Genomic DNA, 17,140 nt, shown 5'->3' on the forward strand with positions numbered 1-17,140 from the left:
TTGCAAAAGGAGAGTTTATGCCCTTCCGTTTTTTGTTTTCCGCACTCATTGGCACCCTGCTCCTGGCCGGTTGTTCCAGCAGCCCCAAGCTGGCGGGATCTTCCCAATACGCCAGTGTTGATCCGGCCAAACGGCAACCCCTGATGAAAAACGCCCTGTCTTATATTGGCACACCCTATCGCTATGGTGGCAATCATCCCGAAGAAGGTTTTGATTGCAGCGGTTTTGTCAACTATGTATTCAATAAAACCGCCAAGGTTCAGCTGCCCCGCAAAACCTCAATGATTGCCGGTGTTTCCAGACCGGTCCCCAAATCAGCCCTGAAAAGTGGCGATCTGGTTTTTTTCAACACATCGGGTCCCTACACCCACATGGGAATTTACATTGGCAACAACCAGTTCGTCCACGCCCCATCAAGCCGCAATAATGGCAAGGTCAGAATTGACTCTTTAAACAGTCGCTACTTTGCGCAACGCTTTGCCGATGCGCGCACACTGTTTGTCCAATAGAAAAAGCCCGCTGACATGAAGTATCCAACGATGGGTTCACTTCAATAAGGCGGGCTTTTGCCACAAAGGTTAGCGCATGGCGACACTTGATGGTATCGCCATAAAACCGGAAGACTATTGCTTGAATTCAGGTTCGTGCAACCAGGCTGCGTGTTTGGGTGCCTTTTTGGTTTTTGACCACTCTTCCAGCATGTCCCATTTCACCTCATCCAGTTTACGGTCCATTTCAGGCGTGGCGGTTTTGGCGGCCAGCTCCAGGCGGTGACCGTTAGGATCACGGAAATAAATGGATTTGAAAATCACGTGATCGGTCACACCAATCACCTCGATACCCTTGGCCTGCAGGCGTGCCTTGGTTTCCTCGAGCTCCTGGACGCTCTCAACCTGGAAAGCAATATGCTGGACCCAATCGGGGGTATTGGGATCACGACCCATTGGAGGAGAATTGGGCACCTCAAAAAATGCCAGGATATTTCCGTTACCGGCATCCATGAAAATATGCATGTAAGGATCCGGGGCCTTGGTTGAAGGCACTTTGTCTTCTGCAATCGCCAAGACGAAATCCATACCCAGGTTTTCTTTATACCAAAGTACGGTTTCTTTTGCGTCTTTGCAGCGATAAGCAACGTGATGAATTTGCTGGATAGCCATGATGATTTGCCTCTGAAAATGTTATCGATATATTCGTAAACAGCCAAATTAGTAACTATGGTTACCATTAAACTATTGTTTCCACACCATGTCAACAATAATTTAATAAATATCAATTATTTATTAAATTATTGTTATTTATTAGGTATCATAGAATTAATATTTTTTGTTACCATACTCAATTATCCCATTTTTCCGACATGAATTTGAACCTGGACGATTTTCTTCCCTACCAGATCAGTGTCCTGGCTGAACGCGTCAGCCAGGCCATTGCACCTGTTTATCAGACACGTCATGGTTTAATGCGCGATGACTGGCGTGTGCTGGTTGCCCTCAATCAAGGCAAACACATGCGGGCCACCGACATCGCCCTTCACGCCAACCTGGATAAAATGCAGGTTAGCCGTGCCATTGCACGACTGGAGGAAAAAAAACTGCTGGACAGAACCGTTGATGAACATGACAAGCGCAACCTGATCATTTCGGTCACCCCAAAAGGGCGCGCCATTTACCAGGAAATTGCGCCCGGCATGCTGGCACGCAACCAATTTTTGCTGGATTGCCTGCAACCGGATGAACAGGAACAGCTGAAAAATATCCTGCAATCCATCCAGCAACGGGCCGAACAGCTGATCAGGCAAGGCTAGTCAAACAAACCGTCCCGGAATTTAAGTTATTATTGCTGGCATTCTTCATTAATATAAATAATACGGACTGGACTTGATTAACAATACACTTACCATTGCCGGAATGGACCCATCCGGCGGTGCCGGCATACTCGCCGATACCAAAGCCATGAGTGCGCTGGGTACCTATGCCTGTGCGGTTGTCGCTGCCCTGACCGCACAAAACACGCAAGGCGTGACCGGTGTACAGGCAATCAGCCCCGAATTTGTCGCGCTGCAGCTGGATACCCTTTTTCAGGATGTCCGCATTGACGCAGTCAAGATAGGCATGCTGGGACATGAAAAAGTCACCCTGACAGTGGCTGAGAAACTGGCCAAATTCAAACCTGAATACATTGTGCTTGATCCGGTCATGGTGGCAAAAAGCGGTGATGTACTGCTGGAAAAAAATGCCATTCATGCATTAAAAGAAGCCTTGATTCCGCTTTCCACCATGATAACGCCCAACCTGCCTGAGGCCGGTGTCCTGCTCAATGCCCGTGCGGCCGAAACGCTAAAGGAAATGTACCGCAGCGCCGAAAAACTGCGCAAACTGATGTCTGACCGCGACAACAAATGGGTCTTGCTTAAAGGCGGACACCTTCCCGGTAACGACACCATCGACCTGCTGTATAACGGTGACAAAATGCTGGAACTGCCCGGTCAGCGCATTGCCACCAAAAACACACACGGCACCGGCTGCACGCTATCAGCGGCCATTTGCGCCCTGTTACCGCAACGCAAAAACGTCCCTGATGCCACGCAACAGGCCAAAGAATATCTGCTGGCCGCCATTGCCAAAGCCAATCTTCTTACGGTTGGCAGCGGCCATGGCCCCGTGCAACATTTTCATGCATGGTGGTAAGGAATACGACAAAACCCTAATGATCTTAGTACAATAGGTCCAACTTTCATTTAAATGATTACAAGTAGCCAATATGAATGCCCCAACATCTTTAATTGAACAAAGCCGCTTTAATATGGTGGAACAGCAAATCCGCCCGGCCAATGTTTTTGACAGCGCGGTACTTGACGCCATGCTTTCATTGCCACGCGAAAACTTCGTTCCCGAACGCTACAAGAATCTGGCCTTTTCCGACATTGAAATTCCTTTGGAAGTCAATGGAATTGATACCCACGAAACCATGCTGGCCCCCAAACTTGAAGCCCGTCTGGCACAAGAGCTTCAATTAAAGCCCAGTGACGCCACACTGGAAATTGGCACAGGTTCAGGCTTTCAGGCTGCCCTGCTCAGCCGTTTGTGCACCCAGGTTCTCAGTATCGAAATCGACACGCATATTGCCGCTTTCGCCAAAGAAAACCTGCAGCGTGAAAAAATCAGCAATGTCAATGTTGAAATCGGTGATGGTCGCACGGGCTGGGGCTCTGCCGAGTTCAATGCCATTCTGGTTACCGGCTCTTTGCCCAACATCCCCGACTCCCTGAAATATCAGCTTGCTATCGGTGGCCGTCTGGTTGCCGTGGTCGGTCAGGCTCCTGCCATGACCGCATTACGGATTACCCGTACCACCGCTGCCTCCTTCGAAACCGAATCCCTGTTTGAAACCTATATCAAACCACTAAGCGGCACAACGGTTTCACATTTCAAATTCTAGCCATCCGCTTCAGGTGCCTGCCCTGCTTCCCTGATTTTTTTGACCAGGGAAGTGGTGGAGCGCTCAAATTCAAAGGGAATCGCAATTGCTTTGCCACCCCAGCTTTTCACCATTGCCGTTTCGGGCAATTTTTCCATATCATAATCACCTCCCTTGACAATAATGTCAGGCTTGAGCTGTGTAATCAGCTCCAGTGGCGTATCCTCAGAAAAATGGGTAACCGCGGTTACACAGGCCAATGCCGCCAGCAGGGCCTCACGATCCTCTTGCCTGTTTAAGGGACGATCAGGAGCCTTGCCCAGGCGTCGCACCGACTCATCAGTGTTGACCGCCACAATCAGCGTTGCGCCCAGTTGTGCCGCCTGGTCCAGGTAACTGACATGACCGCGATGTAAAATATCGAACACGCCATTGGTAAACACCAAGGGTCGCTTGAACTCACCCTTTTCCACGGCCCGCACGCACTGCTCACGGCCAAGTATTTTCTTCTCAAAACGAATCGCCATTCTTGCCTCGTATCCTTATTTATTGAACAGGCCGGCATTGACCGCCAGCCACAAGAAAAGAAATGCATTCAAGGCCAGCACCATGCCGACAACCATAAGCACCTGTTTGGTTTTTTTCTGTGTATGATTCAGTTTTTCCAGTTCTTTCCTGATTTGTGGATGACTGTGATCCCGGGCCAGGCTGGCATGCACCAGACGGGGCAATTCCGGAATAATTTGTGACCAGTGAGGGGCTTCATGCTTGATGCGCTCAATAAGCCCTTTAGGACCAATGCGGTTCCACATCCATTTTTCAAGGAAAGGCTTGGCCGTTTTCCATAAGTCCAGTTCGGGATCCAGCTCACGGCCCATACCCTCGACATTTAACAGGGTTTTTTGCAGCAGGACCAGCTGGGGCTGGATTTCAACATTAAAACGGCGTGAAGTCTGAAACAGCCGCATTAATACCTGACCCAATGAAATTTCGGCAAGGGGTCGGTCAAAATGCGGCTCACAGACGGCCCGGACCGCTGCCTCAAGCTCTTCCTCACGCGTATTGGGGGGAACCCAGCCCGATTCAATATGCAACTGTGCCACGCGGCGGTAATCGCGTTGAAAAAAGGCCAGAAAATTCTGTGCCAGATAATTTTTATCAAACTCTGACAAAGACCCCACAATACCAAAATCAAGCGCAATGTATTTACCCAGGGAGGCAGGATGGTCAGACACCAGGATATTGCCCGGATGCATGTCCGCATGGAAAAAACCATCCTCAAACACCTGGGTGAAGAAAATTTCCACCCCCATGCGGGCCAGTTTTTTAATATCCACACCGGCATTTCGCAAGCGGTCAATCTGACTGACCGGAATCCCATCCATCCACTCCATGGTAAAAACCGTTTTGGACGTCAGGTTCCAGATCACTTCGGGCACCAGAATCAGCTGGCTTCGCTCGGGATCGGTAGAAAAATTACGTCTCAACTGACTGCAATTGGCCGCTTCCACCTGCAAATCCAGCTCATCATGCAGGTATTTGTCAAATTCAGCAACCACTTCCTTGGGTTTCAGACGTTTCCCGTCTGCCAGCAGTTTTTGTATGAGGCCGGCAAATACCCGCATAATGGCCAGGTCTTTTTCAATGACCTCCAGCATACCAGGTCTTAGCACCTTGACCGCCACCTGCCGTCCATCATGTAATACGGCCCGGTGAACCTGGGCAACCGAAGCCGAAGCAACCGGTACAGGATCAAACCGGGCAAACAGTTGATCGGGGGACTTGCCAAAAGCCTTGGTAATACTTTCGATCGCCAGTTCCGATGAAAACGGTGGTACCCGATCCTGCAAGGCGGACAACTCATCAGCGATGTCATGGGGAACGAGGTCGCGCCGGGTCGACATAACCTGTCCGAATTTAACGAATATTGGCCCCAATGATTCCAGCGCCAGACGCAAACGTTCACCACGTGGTTTTTTGTATGTACGTCCAAAGCGAACGATTTTCAATAACCGGGTCGCAATGGGGTGATTGATACCACTTAAAACCAGTTCATCCAGACCATAACGAAATGAAATTAAAATAATCCTGAGCAGACGAAAAAAAGTCATAATCATGAAATGCCCCGGTCACTTCGTTTGTTTTGCAGTGCCCGGATCCTTTTTTGCAAATCATCCAATTGCTGATTTTTTTCTCGCAGCTGTTCCTGCAGACCTTCAAAAGCGGGGTGGGACAATAGAATCCGCGCTTCTTCAGACAGGTATTCGCTCATATTTTCCGTGCCCCGACGCGCCAGTTCCCGGGCATTTTCCCGGACAAAACCAAAACCCTTCAGCAGCCGTTTGGCCAGAATGGGGCCAACCATGCGCGTTAAGTCATGCTCGATATCCCAGCGTAAGTCACGGGCAAGATCAGACACCAGTTGCGCCAGACCGGCATCTCCCTCGAGGTGCAGCAAGGAAGACAAAAGCTGCGGATTATCACGGTTACGGATTGCATCGGGCAACTGGCTGAGTTTATCTTCAGACAAGGAAAGACTGACATTGGGAACAACCGCAGCATCAGCCACGCTTAATGAGCCGTCATAATGCAGGGTATACAGAAATGAGAACCGGGCGATATTGATCCGCACGGTTTTGCCAGCATGAGCGGCAACCTTATCCTTGGCCCATGGCTCTCGGTTAAGTAAAGCATTGAGCAGGTTAACGGAAACCTGATTAGGATGAAGAAACAAGGGGAACATTTGATGTGTCCGGCAGAAAAACAGTTTGGCAAACAAACCTCAAGTTTACCTTTTTTTGTCAGGGCCCTGCCATAAACCTGACCCGAACCGGCAATACAGACTGGCAAGACAATGACAGACACCGGCAAAAACAATAACGGCGCCGTTTTCACAGGCGCCGCCATTGTTTTTTGAAAACCTGCCGATGAATTAAAAGCAGGTTTTAGCCTCTGGATCAGGAGGCATACTCAACGGGAATTTGCTGAATACCGGCCAGGAGCCAGCCACCCTGTTCGGGTTTGTACAAATTCCAAACTTCCTCAAAGCGGAAGGCCGCAGTATTGACTTCCTCACGCAGCATGCCTGAGAAACGGACACTGGCCAAATAACCATCACTGACCTGTTCAATACCCAGCAACTCGGCATTGAGCAACACGACTTCAGTCACACTTTGACCTGCACGGGCCGTAATTTGAGGACTGAGTTCAGCAATCAGGTCATCGGTGAGATACTCTTTAAGAGCGGCAATATCACCCTTATCCCAGATACCCTGGATAGCCTTGAATTGTTCCTTGGCATTCTGCAAGAAAGCAGGCGTATCAAAGTCAGCCGGCACAAACCAGGATTTATCCACATTGGGGTTTTCACCTGCAACCACCTCGGGAACAGCCGCCGCAGCCGGTGCTGTTGCTGGGGTCGCATTGGCAGGCATAGCCGGTTTTTGGCCAAACATGGGCTGCTGGTCGTTTTGACGATACATATTATTGCCACCCGCACCTTGCATGGCCGGTTTTGCAGCACCGCCACGCAGGCGACGCACAATAAACATAATGGCAAAAATCACGATACCGATCAGGATCGCACTGGACAGGAACTCAAGAAACGCACCGCCCAGTCCCATGCTGGATAACAAAGCAGCAATACCCAAACCAGCGGCTATACCTGCGATTGGGCCCAGAAAACGGGAAAACCCGCTTTTTTGTGCCGCTGCACCGGTTGCGGCTGCTGTGCTGCCGGCTGCAGCAGAGCGCTGAGTGGTATTGGCGGCTGCCGGAGGAGTCGTTGCCGCACGCTTTTGAGTAACATTACTGGACTGACGACCAAAACTGGCACCACCACCCATGCGACGCGCTTCCGCATCGAAAGAAACCGTGAGCATGGCTGAGGTTGAGACCACCACCAATGCCGCGGCTAAAAATTTAGACCATTTTTTAGTCATTAAAACGAGCTCCTTGTATAAATCAAGCCTGCCTTTACAGGCGCATCGGCTAATCTTACAAAAAGCTGAACGTTTTAACAAGTAAAAAAACCCAAAAAGACGCGTCTATTGTTTCAAAACACTACATACCCAGGCTGTCCGGTGTCAGGGCAACCGGGTTTCAACCCAGCTTGATGCCCTCGTGCACAGCGGCAATGCCGGCAGTCAGATTAAAATACTGCACCCGCTCAAAACCAACCTCACGCATCATGCCGGCCAGCGTTTCCTGGTCGGGATGCATGCGAATGGATTCAGCCAGATAACGGTAACTGTCTTCATCACTGGCGATTTTTTTACCCAGCCAGGGCAATATATTGAAAGAATACCAGTCATAAGCGGGCTCCAGCGGCTTGTAAACCCGGGAAAATTCAAGAACCAGCAATTTTCCACCCGGCTTGAGCACCCTGAACATTTCGGCCAGCGCCTGATCTTTATGCGTCATATTACGCAGACCAAAGGCCACGGTGACGCAGTCAAAATAGTTATCAGGAAACGGTAAATACTCGGCATCACACACTGCCGTTGGCAAAACCACGCCTTTATCGATAAGACGGTCCCGGCCCACGCTTAACATGGAACTGTTGATATCGGTATGCCAGACTTCCCCGGTATCACCCACTTTTTTACCAAATGCCAGGGCAAGGTCTCCGGTGCCACCAGCAATATCCAGCACTTTCATGCCACGACGGACATTGGCCCGGCCAATGGTGAATACTTTCCAGACCCGGTGCAAGCCCACCGACATAAGATCATTCATGACATCATAACGGGAAGCTACCGAATGAAAGACTTCCGCCACCTTACTGGCCTTTTCAGATTCACTGACGGTTTTAAAGCCAAAATGGGTGGTTGAATTTTCGCTGCTTTCTTGGTTCGTATCAGGTTTCATACAATAATCTTATTAAACGGAGAGTTGTCACAAACATGACATAATTAGGCAATACCATAAGTGTCATACATTAATACGGCATTTTAACATTGGTACCCCTTTAAACATTGGTACCCCTTTAAATCTTACTTCATTATGGCAAGCACGATCCTAGTAGTAGAAGATGAACCCGCAATTCAGGAACTGATTTCCGTCAATTTATCATTTGCGGGTCATAAAGTTTTACGCGCCCTTGACGCTGAACAGGCAAAAATCCTGATTAACGCCGAGCTCCCGGATCTGATCCTGCTGGACTGGATGCTCCCCGGTGCATCAGGACTTAGCATGGCCAGAAGCCTGCGGGCCGATGAACGGACCAAAGACATTCCCATTATCATGCTCACCGCCAAAAGCGCCGAGAAAGATAAAGTGGAAGGCCTTGAAAGCGGTGCCGATGACTATATTACCAAACCCTTCTCACCCAAAGAACTGATCGCGCGCATCAAGGCGGTTTTACGTCGCCGGGCCCCACAACTGACCGATGACGAAATTGAAATTGCCGGACTGAAACTGGATCCGGTTTCTCACCGCACCACCGGAAATGGCAGCAACCTGCCCTTAGGCCCCACTGAATTCCGTCTTTTGCATTTTTTCATGACACACCCGGAACGGGTCTTTACCCGCAGCCAATTGCTTGATCAGGTATGGGGCGACCATGTATTTCTTGAGGAAAGAACGGTAGATGTCCATATCCGTCGCCTGCGCAAGGCCCTTGAACCATCCGGGCACCATGGCCTGATTGAAACTGTGCGTGGCAGCGGCTACCGGTTTACCACCCGTCTTCCACAATAAATGACCGCATAATGCGATAAAATCCTTTTGGCAGCCCAAAGGGCCTGTTCCTTACCCTTCATTTACGTTATTTTGGGCGCACAGGCCCGTGGTTGATTATCATGAGATGGATAAAACCCTTGCTATGGCTTTGTTTCGCAATATTATTCTGCATCGGCATTCAATACCTGACGCAGGGTTATTGGGGTATTATTTCTCTCGGACTCATCTTTGCCGCTTTCTATTATCTTGAAGACAGGCATTTTCAGCTTACCGCCAACTGGGCACATGATGCTGAAAATCCGCCCCCGCCCGATCTGGGGAAATATGACGATATTGTCACGCCCATATACAAGCTGCTGCGTTTTCGCGGCAATGAACTGACCTCGCTCAGACACCTGTCCCACAGCGTCCTGTCGGCTGCCCAGGCCTTGCCCGCTGCTGCCATCACCCTTGACCGCCACTTTCATATCGAATGGTGTAACGGTCTGGCAGAAAAAATGCTGGGACTGAGTTATGCACAGGACAAGGGCTATAATATTTTCAATCTGGTCCGTTTACCCGAGTTTTTTGAGTACGCACAGAACGGTGACTGGAGCAAGTCGTTCGTAACCCATATGGAGTCTGACGGTCAGTTCCGCTGCCTTAAGTTTGACCTGAACCAATATTCGGAAGAAGGCATCTTAATGCTGTGCCAGGATATCACCCAGCTCGAAAAACTGCGCACCACGCAACAAGACTTCGTGGCCAATGTCTCGCATGAAATCCGCACCCCACTGACCGTTCTGATCGGCTTTCTGGAAACCTTGCAAGACCTGCCCCCGGAAGCGGTTTCGCCCGAACAGCGCAAACACTATGAAACGCTCATGCATGAACAGGCCCAACGCATGCTGGCCATTGTGGCCGATTTGCTCACCCTGTCGACCCTGGAATCCACTCAGGCAAGCGGCGGACAAAAGCTGGAGCTTGCCCAACTCATTGAGTCGGCAGGTCAACTGGCCCATTCATTGTCAAAAGGCAGGCACAAATTCATTTTTGAAATAGACGAAAAACTGGCCATTCTGGGGCAGCAAACGGAAATCTCTTCGGCCATCAGCAATCTGATGACCAATGCCGTCCGTTATACACCCTCTGATGGCACCATTACTGTCAGCTGGCGCAAAGACGACAAAGGCAATGCCGTTTTCAGTGTCCACGATACCGGACTGGGCATCGCCAAACATGATATTCCCCGCCTCACAGAACGCTTCTACCGAGTCGACAAAAGCCGCTCCCGGGCATCCGGCGGCACCGGTCTGGGGCTGGCCATTACAAAACACGTCGTTATACGGCATAATGCAAAATTGGTCATAAACAGCGAAATCAACAAGGGAAGTACATTCAGCATCGTCTTCCCTCCCGATAGCATTATTAATGAGCCCAACACCCGTTCCCCAGAAAAGCTGGCAGTTCACCCCCGAGGGTGATGCCTGCATTATCATCCGCTTCAGACAGGAAGACCTTGACCTCCAGGTAAGCCAGCTTTGCCTGCAAGCGGCCCAAAGCATTGCCAACGCAAACCTGCCCGGCATTAGCGACATTGTTCCCGCCTTCAACTGCGTGGGGATCCATTACCGGGCCGCCTGCTGGGGCAAGACGCCGTTTCACAACCTTTGCCAGGCACTGGACTCACTGCTGGCCCAACCATCCTCCCCATCCGGTACCGCACCAGACCGCACCATTGAAATTCCCGTTTGCTATGATCCTGAATATGGCATGGATCTTGAGTCGCTGGCCAGCACACTCAAATGCGACATTGAACAGCTCATTGCCCTGCATACGTCACAGACGGTTCGGGTTTTCATGCTTGGTTTTGCACCCGGCATGCCCTATATGGGTCTGTTGGACACAAAAATGAATGTACCCCGCCTGACCACGCCACGCCCGGTGATCGCAGCCGGCTCAGTGGCCATTGCCAACCGGCAAACTGTCATTTATCCCCGGGCGTCTCCAGGCGGCTGGCACATTATTGGCAGAACCCCCATTACACTTTTCAATCCGGAGCGCACTCCCCACACACTCCTGTCTCCCGGTGACACGGTCCGTTTCAAGGCCATCAGCAAAAAAACATTTACTGAATTAAAGAGCAAGCGACATGAGCATCCAGGTTATTAGTCCGGGGCTGCTATCCACCTTTCAGGATGAAGGCAGACACCGGTTTCAATCCCTTGGGGTGCCGGTTGGCGGTGCCATGAACCCAAGCAGCCTGCGGCTGGCCAATTTATTGGTGGGCAACCCGCCTTCAGCAGCGGTGCTGGAAATCACCCTGACCGCCCCCAATTTATTATTTGAAGAAGATGCCTGCATCGCTTTAAGCGGTGCCCCCGTGCATGCCTTTGCCAACGACACACCCATACCGGTCAACCGCCCTTTTCTGATCCATGCCGGACAAACCCTGCATATCAGACAAAACGCATCTGTACCCATGGCCCGCCTTTATCTGGCTACGCATGGCGGATTCAGGCTACCCGCCATGATGGACAGTTGCAGCACCGATCTTAAAAACCGGCTGGGTGGCTATCAGGGTCGGGCCCTGCAAAAGCACGATCATATTCCAATCAGTAAACCGCTAGCCCCCCGACACCGGCAAACCCTGCAGGATTTTTTCAGCCAGCTTGAAATTTACCTTCCCGCCAATCTGGGTCTACAGAAAAAAAACAGCATCAGGGTCATCAAGGGCCATCACTGGAATCACTTTACCCGACAAACCCATGAACGGTTTCTTGACACGCCATTCAGGATCACCCCCCAATCCGAGCGCATGGGCTACCGTCTGCAAGGGGCGACACTGCTCTTGTGCCAACCCTTGCAAATCCTGTCTGAACCCACGACATTCGGTACCATTCAGGTTCCCCCTGATGGCAATCCCATTATTCTGATGGCTGACCGGCAAACCACCGGCGGTTATCCCAAAATAGCCAATGTTATTTCTGCCGATCTGCCGGTACTGGCACAATTGCTGCCCAACGAGCACCTTTCATTTTCTCTGGTGACGCTGGAGCAAGCACAGGCACTCATGCTTGACCGGGAAGAAAAATTCATGGTGTTGCAAAACCGTCTGGCAATGATTGCACAGCGACTGTCAGAATGTTACCTTTAACACGCCATCTGCACCTGAAGTAAATTTGCTGATGACGCAGGAGCATTGCACTCCATTAACCAAGCCACCAAAGAAGGAGCCATCACGGTGAAAAAACTGGATTTCAATTGCGATATGGGTGAAAGTTATGGTGGCTGGACCATGGGCAACGATGAAGCCGTCATGCCCCACATCACTTCCGTCAATATTGCCTGCGGGTTTCATGGCGGCGATGCCCATATCATGCGCAGAACGGTAGCCAATGCCATTAAGCACCATGTGCATATTGGTGCGCACCCCGGACTGAACGACCTGCCCGGTTTCGGACGCCGGCCTTTTCCCGTTTCGCCCGACCAGGCCTATGACATGGTGGTGGTACAGCTTGGTGCGCTGGCGGCAGTCGCGAAAACCCAGGGTGCCCGCCTGCATCATGTCAAGACCCATGGCGCCCTGTACAACATGGCCGCCCATAACGACGCCCTTTCACAGGCGATTGCACAAGCCGTGCTGGATGTGGATGATACGTTGGTATTGTATGCCCTGGCCAACAGCCGGCAGGCGCACATTGCCCAGGCAATGGGCCTGCAGGTTGCTCACGAGGTATTTGCCGACCGCAGCTACCAGGATGACGGCACTCTTACCCCGCGCGGTGCACCCGGCGCCCTGATTAGCGACCCGCAGCAAGCCATCCAGCAGTTAATCTGCATGCTGGAAAAGGGCCATGTAATTGCGCTTTCCGGCAAACCGGTACCCATACAGGCAGATACCCTGTGCATTCACGGCGACCAGCCAGGTGCGGCCGCTTTTGCCCAACAAATTAACGAGGCATTAAAAAGGCAAGGGTTGCTTTAAAACCCTTGCCTGAGAACAAGCCGGCAGACTGACTGGCGCTTTTACACCAGCACGCGCTCGATGCCGCCCGTATTGGCGTTTTTCACGTAATCGGCCATCCAGTTTTCACCCAGCATATGACGGGCCATTTCCACCACGATGTAATCGGCGTCAATGGCAATATCACCTTGATAACGTGTCAGACCCTGCAGGCAGGAAGGACATGAGGTTAACAGCTTGACCTCTCCGGCAAAACCATCCGCACGTATGGCGGCGGAATTCTTGCGCAGTTCTTCTTCCTTGCGATAACGGATCTGGGTGGAAATATCAGGACGGCTGACGGCCAATGTGCCAGACTCTCCACAACAGCGATCGGCCTTGATGGTGGTGTCGCCCACCAGGGATTTCACGGTTTTCATGGGATCCTGCTGCTTCAGGGGCGTATGACAGGGATCATGATACATGTACCGCTTGCCGGTGGCACCATCCAGTTTCAGACCTTTTTCAAGCAGGTACTCATGGATATCGATCAGGCGGCAACCGGGGAAGATCTTCTCAAACTCATAACCTTCAAGCTGGTCGTAACAGGTACCACAACTGACAACAACGGTTTTGATATCCAGATAGTTCAGGGTGGTGGCCATCCGGTGGAACAGAACCCGGTTATCGGTAATGATCTGCTCGGCCTTGTCCAGCTGGCCGTTACCGCGTTGCGGATAACCGCAGCACAGATAACCCGGTGGCAGTACGGTTTGCACCCCGGCATGCCACAGCATGGCCTGGGTTGCCAGTCCGACCTGTGAAAACAGGCGTTCCGAGCCACAGCCCGGGAAATAAAACACGGCTTCGGTATCGGCACTGGTTTTATGGGGGTCGCGAATAATGGGTACGAAATTCTTGTCTTCGATATCGAGCAGCTTACGGGCGCTTTGCTTGGGCAATCCTCCCGGCATTTTCTTATTCACGAAGTGAATGATTTCTTCTCGCAAAGAAGCACGTCCAACCGTTGCCGGAGGATGGGCGGTTTGTTTTTTGGCTACCGAATTCAGAACCTCATTACCCAGGCGCTGAGCCTTGTAACCAATATCCATGACCTTGCGGGTCACATTAATGGTGGTCGGATCAGTCGCATTCAGAAAGAACATGGCGGCCGTTTTACCGGGACGCACCGATTGTTTGCCCATGCGGTTAAGAACTGCCCGCATGTTCATGCTGACATCGCCAAAGTCGATATCCACCGGACAAGGGTTATAACACTTGTGGCACAAAGTACAGTGCTCGGCCACATCTTCAAATTCTGACCAATGCTTTAAACTGATGCCACGACGGGTCTGTTCTTCATACAGGAAGGCCTCAACCAGCAATGAGGTGGCCAGAATCTTGTTGCGTGGCGAGTACAGCAGATTGGCCCGCGGCACATGGGTGGCACAGACCGGTTTGCATTTACCACAACGCAGGCAATCCTTGATAGAGCTTGAGATGGCGCCAATATCACTTTGCTTCATGATCAGGGACTCATGACCCAACAGGTTGAAGCTGGGCGTCCAGGCATTACGCAGGTCAGAACCCGCAAACAACTTGCCCGCATTGAAACGGCCGTCAGGGTCGATGTCCTGTTTGTATTGGCGAAACGGAGCCAATTCGGCTTCAGTCAGGAACTCCAGCTTGGTCAGGCCAATGCCATGCTCACCGGAAATCACGCCGTTCAGGTCGCGGGCGATTTGCATGATGCGCACAACGGTTTCATTGGCCTCACGCAGCATTTCGTAGTTGTCGGAGTTAACCGGAATATTGGTATGCACGTTACCGTCACCGGCATGCATATGCAAGGCCACAAATACCCGCCCCTTCAGGACGCGATCATGAATGGCCTGCATCTCGGTCAGCACCGCAGCCCGGTCAGCACCTGAAAAAATCACTTCCATTTTGGCCAGGATTTCTTTTTTCCAGGAAATGCGAATCGTGCGATCCTGCAACAGCTCGAAGATCCGGCAATCAGGCTGATCCTGCAAACGCTTTTTCAGGACCTCCATAAGATCATCCATGCCCAGCTGGAACAGCTTGTCAAGGCTGCCCGCCAGTGAATCATTCATATTGTTCAGCAACCAGAACCAGCGCGAAGCCGTCAGGCCCAACACCTCACGGGCCTCTTCAATACGGCTGCCAATCACTTCTTCACGGGTCAGTTCCTCATCAAGAAAATCTTCTGACTTATGTACCGGCAATTCGGTTTCAAGAAAAGCCTCAAGCGCCTCGACCAGTTTGAGTTTATTGCGGGTGGATAATTCTATATTGATACGTTCAATTTCTTCGGTGTACTCACCCATGCGATCAAGAGGAATCACAACGTCTTCATTGATTTTAAACGCATTGGTATGACGTGCGATCGCGGCAGTCCGGGCACGGTCAGCCCAGAACTTCTTGCGTGCTTCGGCACTGACGGCCACGAACCCTTCGCCACTACGACCATTGGCCAGACGCACCACCTGGCTGGTGGCTGCTGCCACCGCGTTTTCATCATCACCCACAATGTCGCCAATCAGCACCATTTTGGGGAAGGCATCGCGCTTGCTTTTGGTGGCATAACCAACCGCCCGCAGATAACGCTCATCCAGGTGTTCAAGGCCGGCAAGAATGGCACCGGTTTTACGGCCTTCGGTATCCAGATAGTCCTTGATTTCAACAATGGACGGCACGGCATCGCGGGCCTGCCCGAAAAATTCCAGGCAAACCGTACGGGTATGCTTGGGCATGCGATGTAACACCCAGCGTGCCGAAGTGATCAGGCCATCACAGCCCTCTTTCTGGACACCAGGCAAGCCGGCCAGGAATTTATCGGTCACATCCTTGCCCAGCCCCACCTTGCGGAAAGCACTGCCTTCAATATCAATAATCTTTGTACGTAGTTCTTTTTTGCCCGGTTCGTAACGGCCGTCAAACCATTTCACTTCAAAACGGACTTGTGCGGCATCATGAATCTTACCCATATTATGCTCAAGACGGGTGACCTCAAGCCAGTTGCCATCGGGGTCGACCATGCGCCACCAGGCCAGGTTGTCCAGCGCCGTTCCCCACAATACCGCTTTCTTGCCACCGGCATTCACGGCCACGTTTCCGCCAATACATGAGGCCTCGGCTGAAGTCGGATCTACCGCGAACACATAGCCGGCTGCTTCCGCTGCCTCGGCCACCCGCTTGGTCACGACACCGGCACCAGTCAGAATCGTGGCAACGGGCTCTTGCAAACCTGGCAAAACCGTAGACTCCACAGCCGACAACGCATCCAGTTTTTCGGTATTGATGACGGCAGAACGCCATGACAGGGGAATGGCGCCTCCGGTATACCCTGTACCACCCCCACGAGGGATAATGGTTAGTTTAAGTTCGAAACAGGCACGCACCAGGGCCGCCATTTCGAGTTCGGAATCGGGTGTCAGGACCACAAAGGGATACTCTACGCGCCAGTCGGTAGCATCGGTAACATGGGAAACCCGTGACAAGCCATCAAACTTGATATTGTCCTTATGGGTAATACGACCCATTTCCTGCATGACTTCCGCACGCAGGGTTTCGGTATATTCAAACTCGGCCTCAAATTCGATAACCGCTTTGTGAGCCCGTCTGAGCAGTTCCTGAACCTTGCTGTCATTTTCTTTGTGTGAAGGCTCACGGCGACGGTTGATTTCGTTCAGCCGATGGTTCAGCGCCTCTATCAGCAGGCCACGCCGTTTGGGGTTGGATAACAGATCATCCTGAAGATAAGGGTTGCGCCTGACGACCCAGATATCACCCAAGACCTCGTACAGCATGCGTGCAGAGCGACCCGTTTTTCGAACCCCCCTGAGATCGGACAACAAATCCCAGGCATCGCTGCCCAACAAGCGGGCAACCACTTCCTTATCTGAAAAAGACGTGTAGTTGTAAGGTATCTCACGCAAACGCCGGACAGGGCCGGTTTGCTCTGCTTCTGACAAAATCTGGGTATCAATAGGTGCGTTCATACTAATAAATGGCTGGATGAATTTGAAATTTATCTGACGATACCTATCATTTTACGCGGAGAACCCGAAATTTATTACGGTAAAGCGGCTT

General features: G+C 51.5%; 15 protein-coding genes and 2 pseudogenes. 9 read left to right on the plus strand and 8 right to left on the minus strand.

Annotation, left to right across the window (positions count from 1 at the left end; translation table 11 throughout):
* The first annotated feature begins 17 nt into the window (after positions 1-17).
* Positions 18-509 (plus strand): C40 family peptidase, encoded by a 492-nt coding sequence (locus KU392_RS12570; protein WP_169293276.1) that lies wholly within the window; start codon positions 18-20, stop codon positions 507-509.
* Between the two features lie 114 nt (positions 510-623).
* Here the strand turns inward: KU392_RS12570 and KU392_RS12575 are convergent, their stop codons facing one another.
* Positions 624-1,160: a VOC family protein gene (locus KU392_RS12575; RefSeq protein WP_169293275.1), complete on the minus strand. Its 537-nt coding sequence runs from the start codon at positions 1,158-1,160 to the stop codon at positions 624-626.
* A 200-nt stretch (positions 1,161-1,360) separates the two neighbouring features.
* Between KU392_RS12575 and KU392_RS12580 the strand changes: the two genes are divergently transcribed.
* The 3 genes from KU392_RS12580 to KU392_RS12590 all read left to right on the plus strand — a co-directional run bounded on the left by KU392_RS12580 (position 1,361) and on the right by KU392_RS12590 (position 3,441).
* Positions 1,361-1,807 carry a MarR family winged helix-turn-helix transcriptional regulator gene (locus KU392_RS12580; RefSeq protein WP_169293274.1) on the plus strand — a complete coding sequence of 149 codons (447 nt, stop codon included), beginning with the start codon at positions 1,361-1,363 and terminating at the stop codon, positions 1,805-1,807.
* A 73-nt stretch (positions 1,808-1,880) separates the two neighbouring features.
* The gene (thiD, locus tag KU392_RS12585) at positions 1,881-2,690 is read left to right on the plus strand and encodes a bifunctional hydroxymethylpyrimidine kinase/phosphomethylpyrimidine kinase (protein ID WP_281421620.1); all 810 of its coding nucleotides are present in this window, start codon (positions 1,881-1,883) and stop codon (positions 2,688-2,690) included.
* A 73-nt stretch (positions 2,691-2,763) separates the two neighbouring features.
* Positions 2,764-3,441 carry a protein-L-isoaspartate O-methyltransferase family protein gene (locus tag KU392_RS12590; protein WP_169293273.1) on the plus strand — a complete coding sequence of 226 codons (678 nt, stop codon included), beginning with the start codon at positions 2,764-2,766 and terminating at the stop codon, positions 3,439-3,441.
* Here the strand turns inward: KU392_RS12590 and rfaE2 are convergent.
* The 5 genes from rfaE2 to ubiE all read right to left on the minus strand — a co-directional run bounded on the left by rfaE2 (position 3,438) and on the right by ubiE (position 8,289).
* Positions 3,438-3,947, minus strand: coding sequence for a D-glycero-beta-D-manno-heptose 1-phosphate adenylyltransferase (gene rfaE2, locus KU392_RS12595; RefSeq protein ID WP_169293272.1), 510 nt, complete (start codon positions 3,945-3,947; stop codon positions 3,438-3,440). The genes KU392_RS12590 and rfaE2 overlap by 4 nt on opposite strands.
* A 15-nt stretch (positions 3,948-3,962) precedes the next feature.
* Positions 3,963-5,537 (minus strand): ubiquinone biosynthesis regulatory protein kinase UbiB, encoded by a 1,575-nt coding sequence (ubiB, locus tag KU392_RS12600; protein WP_217735477.1) that lies wholly within the window; start codon positions 5,535-5,537, stop codon positions 3,963-3,965.
* Entirely contained in the window at positions 5,534-6,163 is a 630-nt protein-coding gene (locus tag KU392_RS12605) for a ubiquinone biosynthesis accessory factor UbiJ (RefSeq protein ID WP_169293271.1), read from the minus strand. The genes ubiB and KU392_RS12605 overlap by 4 nt, the downstream gene beginning before the upstream one ends.
* A 214-nt stretch (positions 6,164-6,377) precedes the next feature.
* Positions 6,378-7,361: a Tim44 domain-containing protein gene (locus KU392_RS12610; RefSeq protein ID WP_217735478.1), complete on the minus strand. Its 984-nt coding sequence runs from the start codon at positions 7,359-7,361 to the stop codon at positions 6,378-6,380.
* Between the two features lie 160 nt (positions 7,362-7,521).
* Positions 7,522-8,289, minus strand: a complete 768-nt coding sequence (gene ubiE / locus KU392_RS12615; protein ID WP_169293269.1) for a bifunctional demethylmenaquinone methyltransferase/2-methoxy-6-polyprenyl-1,4-benzoquinol methylase UbiE — start codon at positions 8,287-8,289, stop codon at positions 7,522-7,524.
* A gap of 135 nt (positions 8,290-8,424) precedes the next feature.
* On the opposite strand from ubiE, the gene phoB reads away from it, so the two are divergent.
* From phoB to KU392_RS12640, 5 genes are all read left to right on the plus strand, one after another.
* Positions 8,425-9,120, plus strand: coding sequence for a phosphate regulon transcriptional regulator PhoB (gene phoB, locus KU392_RS12620; RefSeq protein WP_169293268.1), 696 nt, complete (start codon positions 8,425-8,427; stop codon positions 9,118-9,120).
* A 101-nt stretch (positions 9,121-9,221) separates the two neighbouring features.
* Positions 9,222-10,565, plus strand: a complete 1,344-nt coding sequence (gene phoR, locus KU392_RS12625) for a phosphate regulon sensor histidine kinase PhoR (RefSeq protein WP_169293267.1) — start codon at positions 9,222-9,224, stop codon at positions 10,563-10,565.
* Positions 10,513-11,253 (plus strand): 5-oxoprolinase subunit PxpB, encoded by a 741-nt coding sequence (pxpB, locus tag KU392_RS12630; RefSeq protein WP_217735479.1) that lies wholly within the window; start codon positions 10,513-10,515, stop codon positions 11,251-11,253. Before phoR ends, pxpB begins: the two co-directional genes overlap by 53 nt.
* A complete protein-coding gene (locus tag KU392_RS12635; protein ID WP_169293265.1) occupies positions 11,234-12,238 on the plus strand; it encodes a 5-oxoprolinase subunit C family protein in 1,005 nt (334 codons plus the stop codon). Before pxpB ends, KU392_RS12635 begins: the two co-directional genes overlap by 20 nt.
* 87 nt (positions 12,239-12,325) lie before the next feature.
* The gene (locus KU392_RS12640; protein WP_217735480.1) at positions 12,326-13,069 is read left to right on the plus strand and encodes a LamB/YcsF family protein; all 744 of its coding nucleotides are present in this window, start codon (positions 12,326-12,328) and stop codon (positions 13,067-13,069) included.
* 41 nt (positions 13,070-13,110) lie between these two features.
* On the opposite strand, the pseudogene KU392_RS12645 reads toward KU392_RS12640, so the two are convergent.
* Positions 13,111-16,644, minus strand: a pseudogene (locus tag KU392_RS12645) (DUF3400 domain-containing protein); the annotation flags it as partial.
* A gap of 54 nt (positions 16,645-16,698) precedes the next feature.
* Positions 16,699-17,049: pseudogene (locus KU392_RS14455) on the minus strand (DUF3683 domain-containing protein); the annotation flags it as partial.
* Between the last annotated feature and the right edge of the window lie 91 nt (positions 17,050-17,140).

This window comes from Advenella alkanexedens, from assembly GCF_019132845.1.
In the GTDB taxonomy this organism is placed as follows: domain Bacteria; phylum Pseudomonadota; class Gammaproteobacteria; order Burkholderiales; family Burkholderiaceae_B; genus Advenella; species Advenella alkanexedens.

What these genes read in the sequence shown, in the direction of transcription:
- KU392_RS12570 (WP_169293276.1), top strand. Translation starts at nt 18, where the DNA reads ATGCCCTTCCGTTTTTTGTTTTCCGCACTCATTGGCACCCTGCTCCTG.
- KU392_RS12575 (WP_169293275.1), bottom strand. Translation starts at nt 1,160, where the DNA reads ATGGCTATCCAGCAAATTCATCACGTTGCTTATCGCTGCAAAGACGCA.
- KU392_RS12580 (WP_169293274.1), top strand. Translation starts at nt 1,361, where the DNA reads ATGAATTTGAACCTGGACGATTTTCTTCCCTACCAGATCAGTGTCCTG.
- KU392_RS12590 (WP_169293273.1), top strand. Translation starts at nt 2,764, where the DNA reads ATGAATGCCCCAACATCTTTAATTGAACAAAGCCGCTTTAATATGGTG.
- rfaE2 (WP_169293272.1), bottom strand. Translation starts at nt 3,947, where the DNA reads ATGGCGATTCGTTTTGAGAAGAAAATACTTGGCCGTGAGCAGTGCGTG.
- ubiB (WP_217735477.1), bottom strand. Translation starts at nt 5,537, where the DNA reads ATGATTATGACTTTTTTTCGTCTGCTCAGGATTATTTTAATTTCATTT.
- KU392_RS12605 (WP_169293271.1), bottom strand. Translation starts at nt 6,163, where the DNA reads ATGTTCCCCTTGTTTCTTCATCCTAATCAGGTTTCCGTTAACCTGCTC.
- KU392_RS12610 (WP_217735478.1), bottom strand. Translation starts at nt 7,361, where the DNA reads ATGACTAAAAAATGGTCTAAATTTTTAGCCGCGGCATTGGTGGTGGTC.
- ubiE (WP_169293269.1), bottom strand. Translation starts at nt 8,289, where the DNA reads ATGAAACCTGATACGAACCAAGAAAGCAGCGAAAATTCAACCACCCAT.
- phoB (WP_169293268.1), top strand. Translation starts at nt 8,425, where the DNA reads ATGGCAAGCACGATCCTAGTAGTAGAAGATGAACCCGCAATTCAGGAA.
- phoR (WP_169293267.1), top strand. Translation starts at nt 9,222, where the DNA reads ATGAGATGGATAAAACCCTTGCTATGGCTTTGTTTCGCAATATTATTC.
- pxpB (WP_217735479.1), top strand. Translation starts at nt 10,513, where the DNA reads ATGAGCCCAACACCCGTTCCCCAGAAAAGCTGGCAGTTCACCCCCGAG.
- KU392_RS12635 (WP_169293265.1), top strand. Translation starts at nt 11,234, where the DNA reads ATGAGCATCCAGGTTATTAGTCCGGGGCTGCTATCCACCTTTCAGGAT.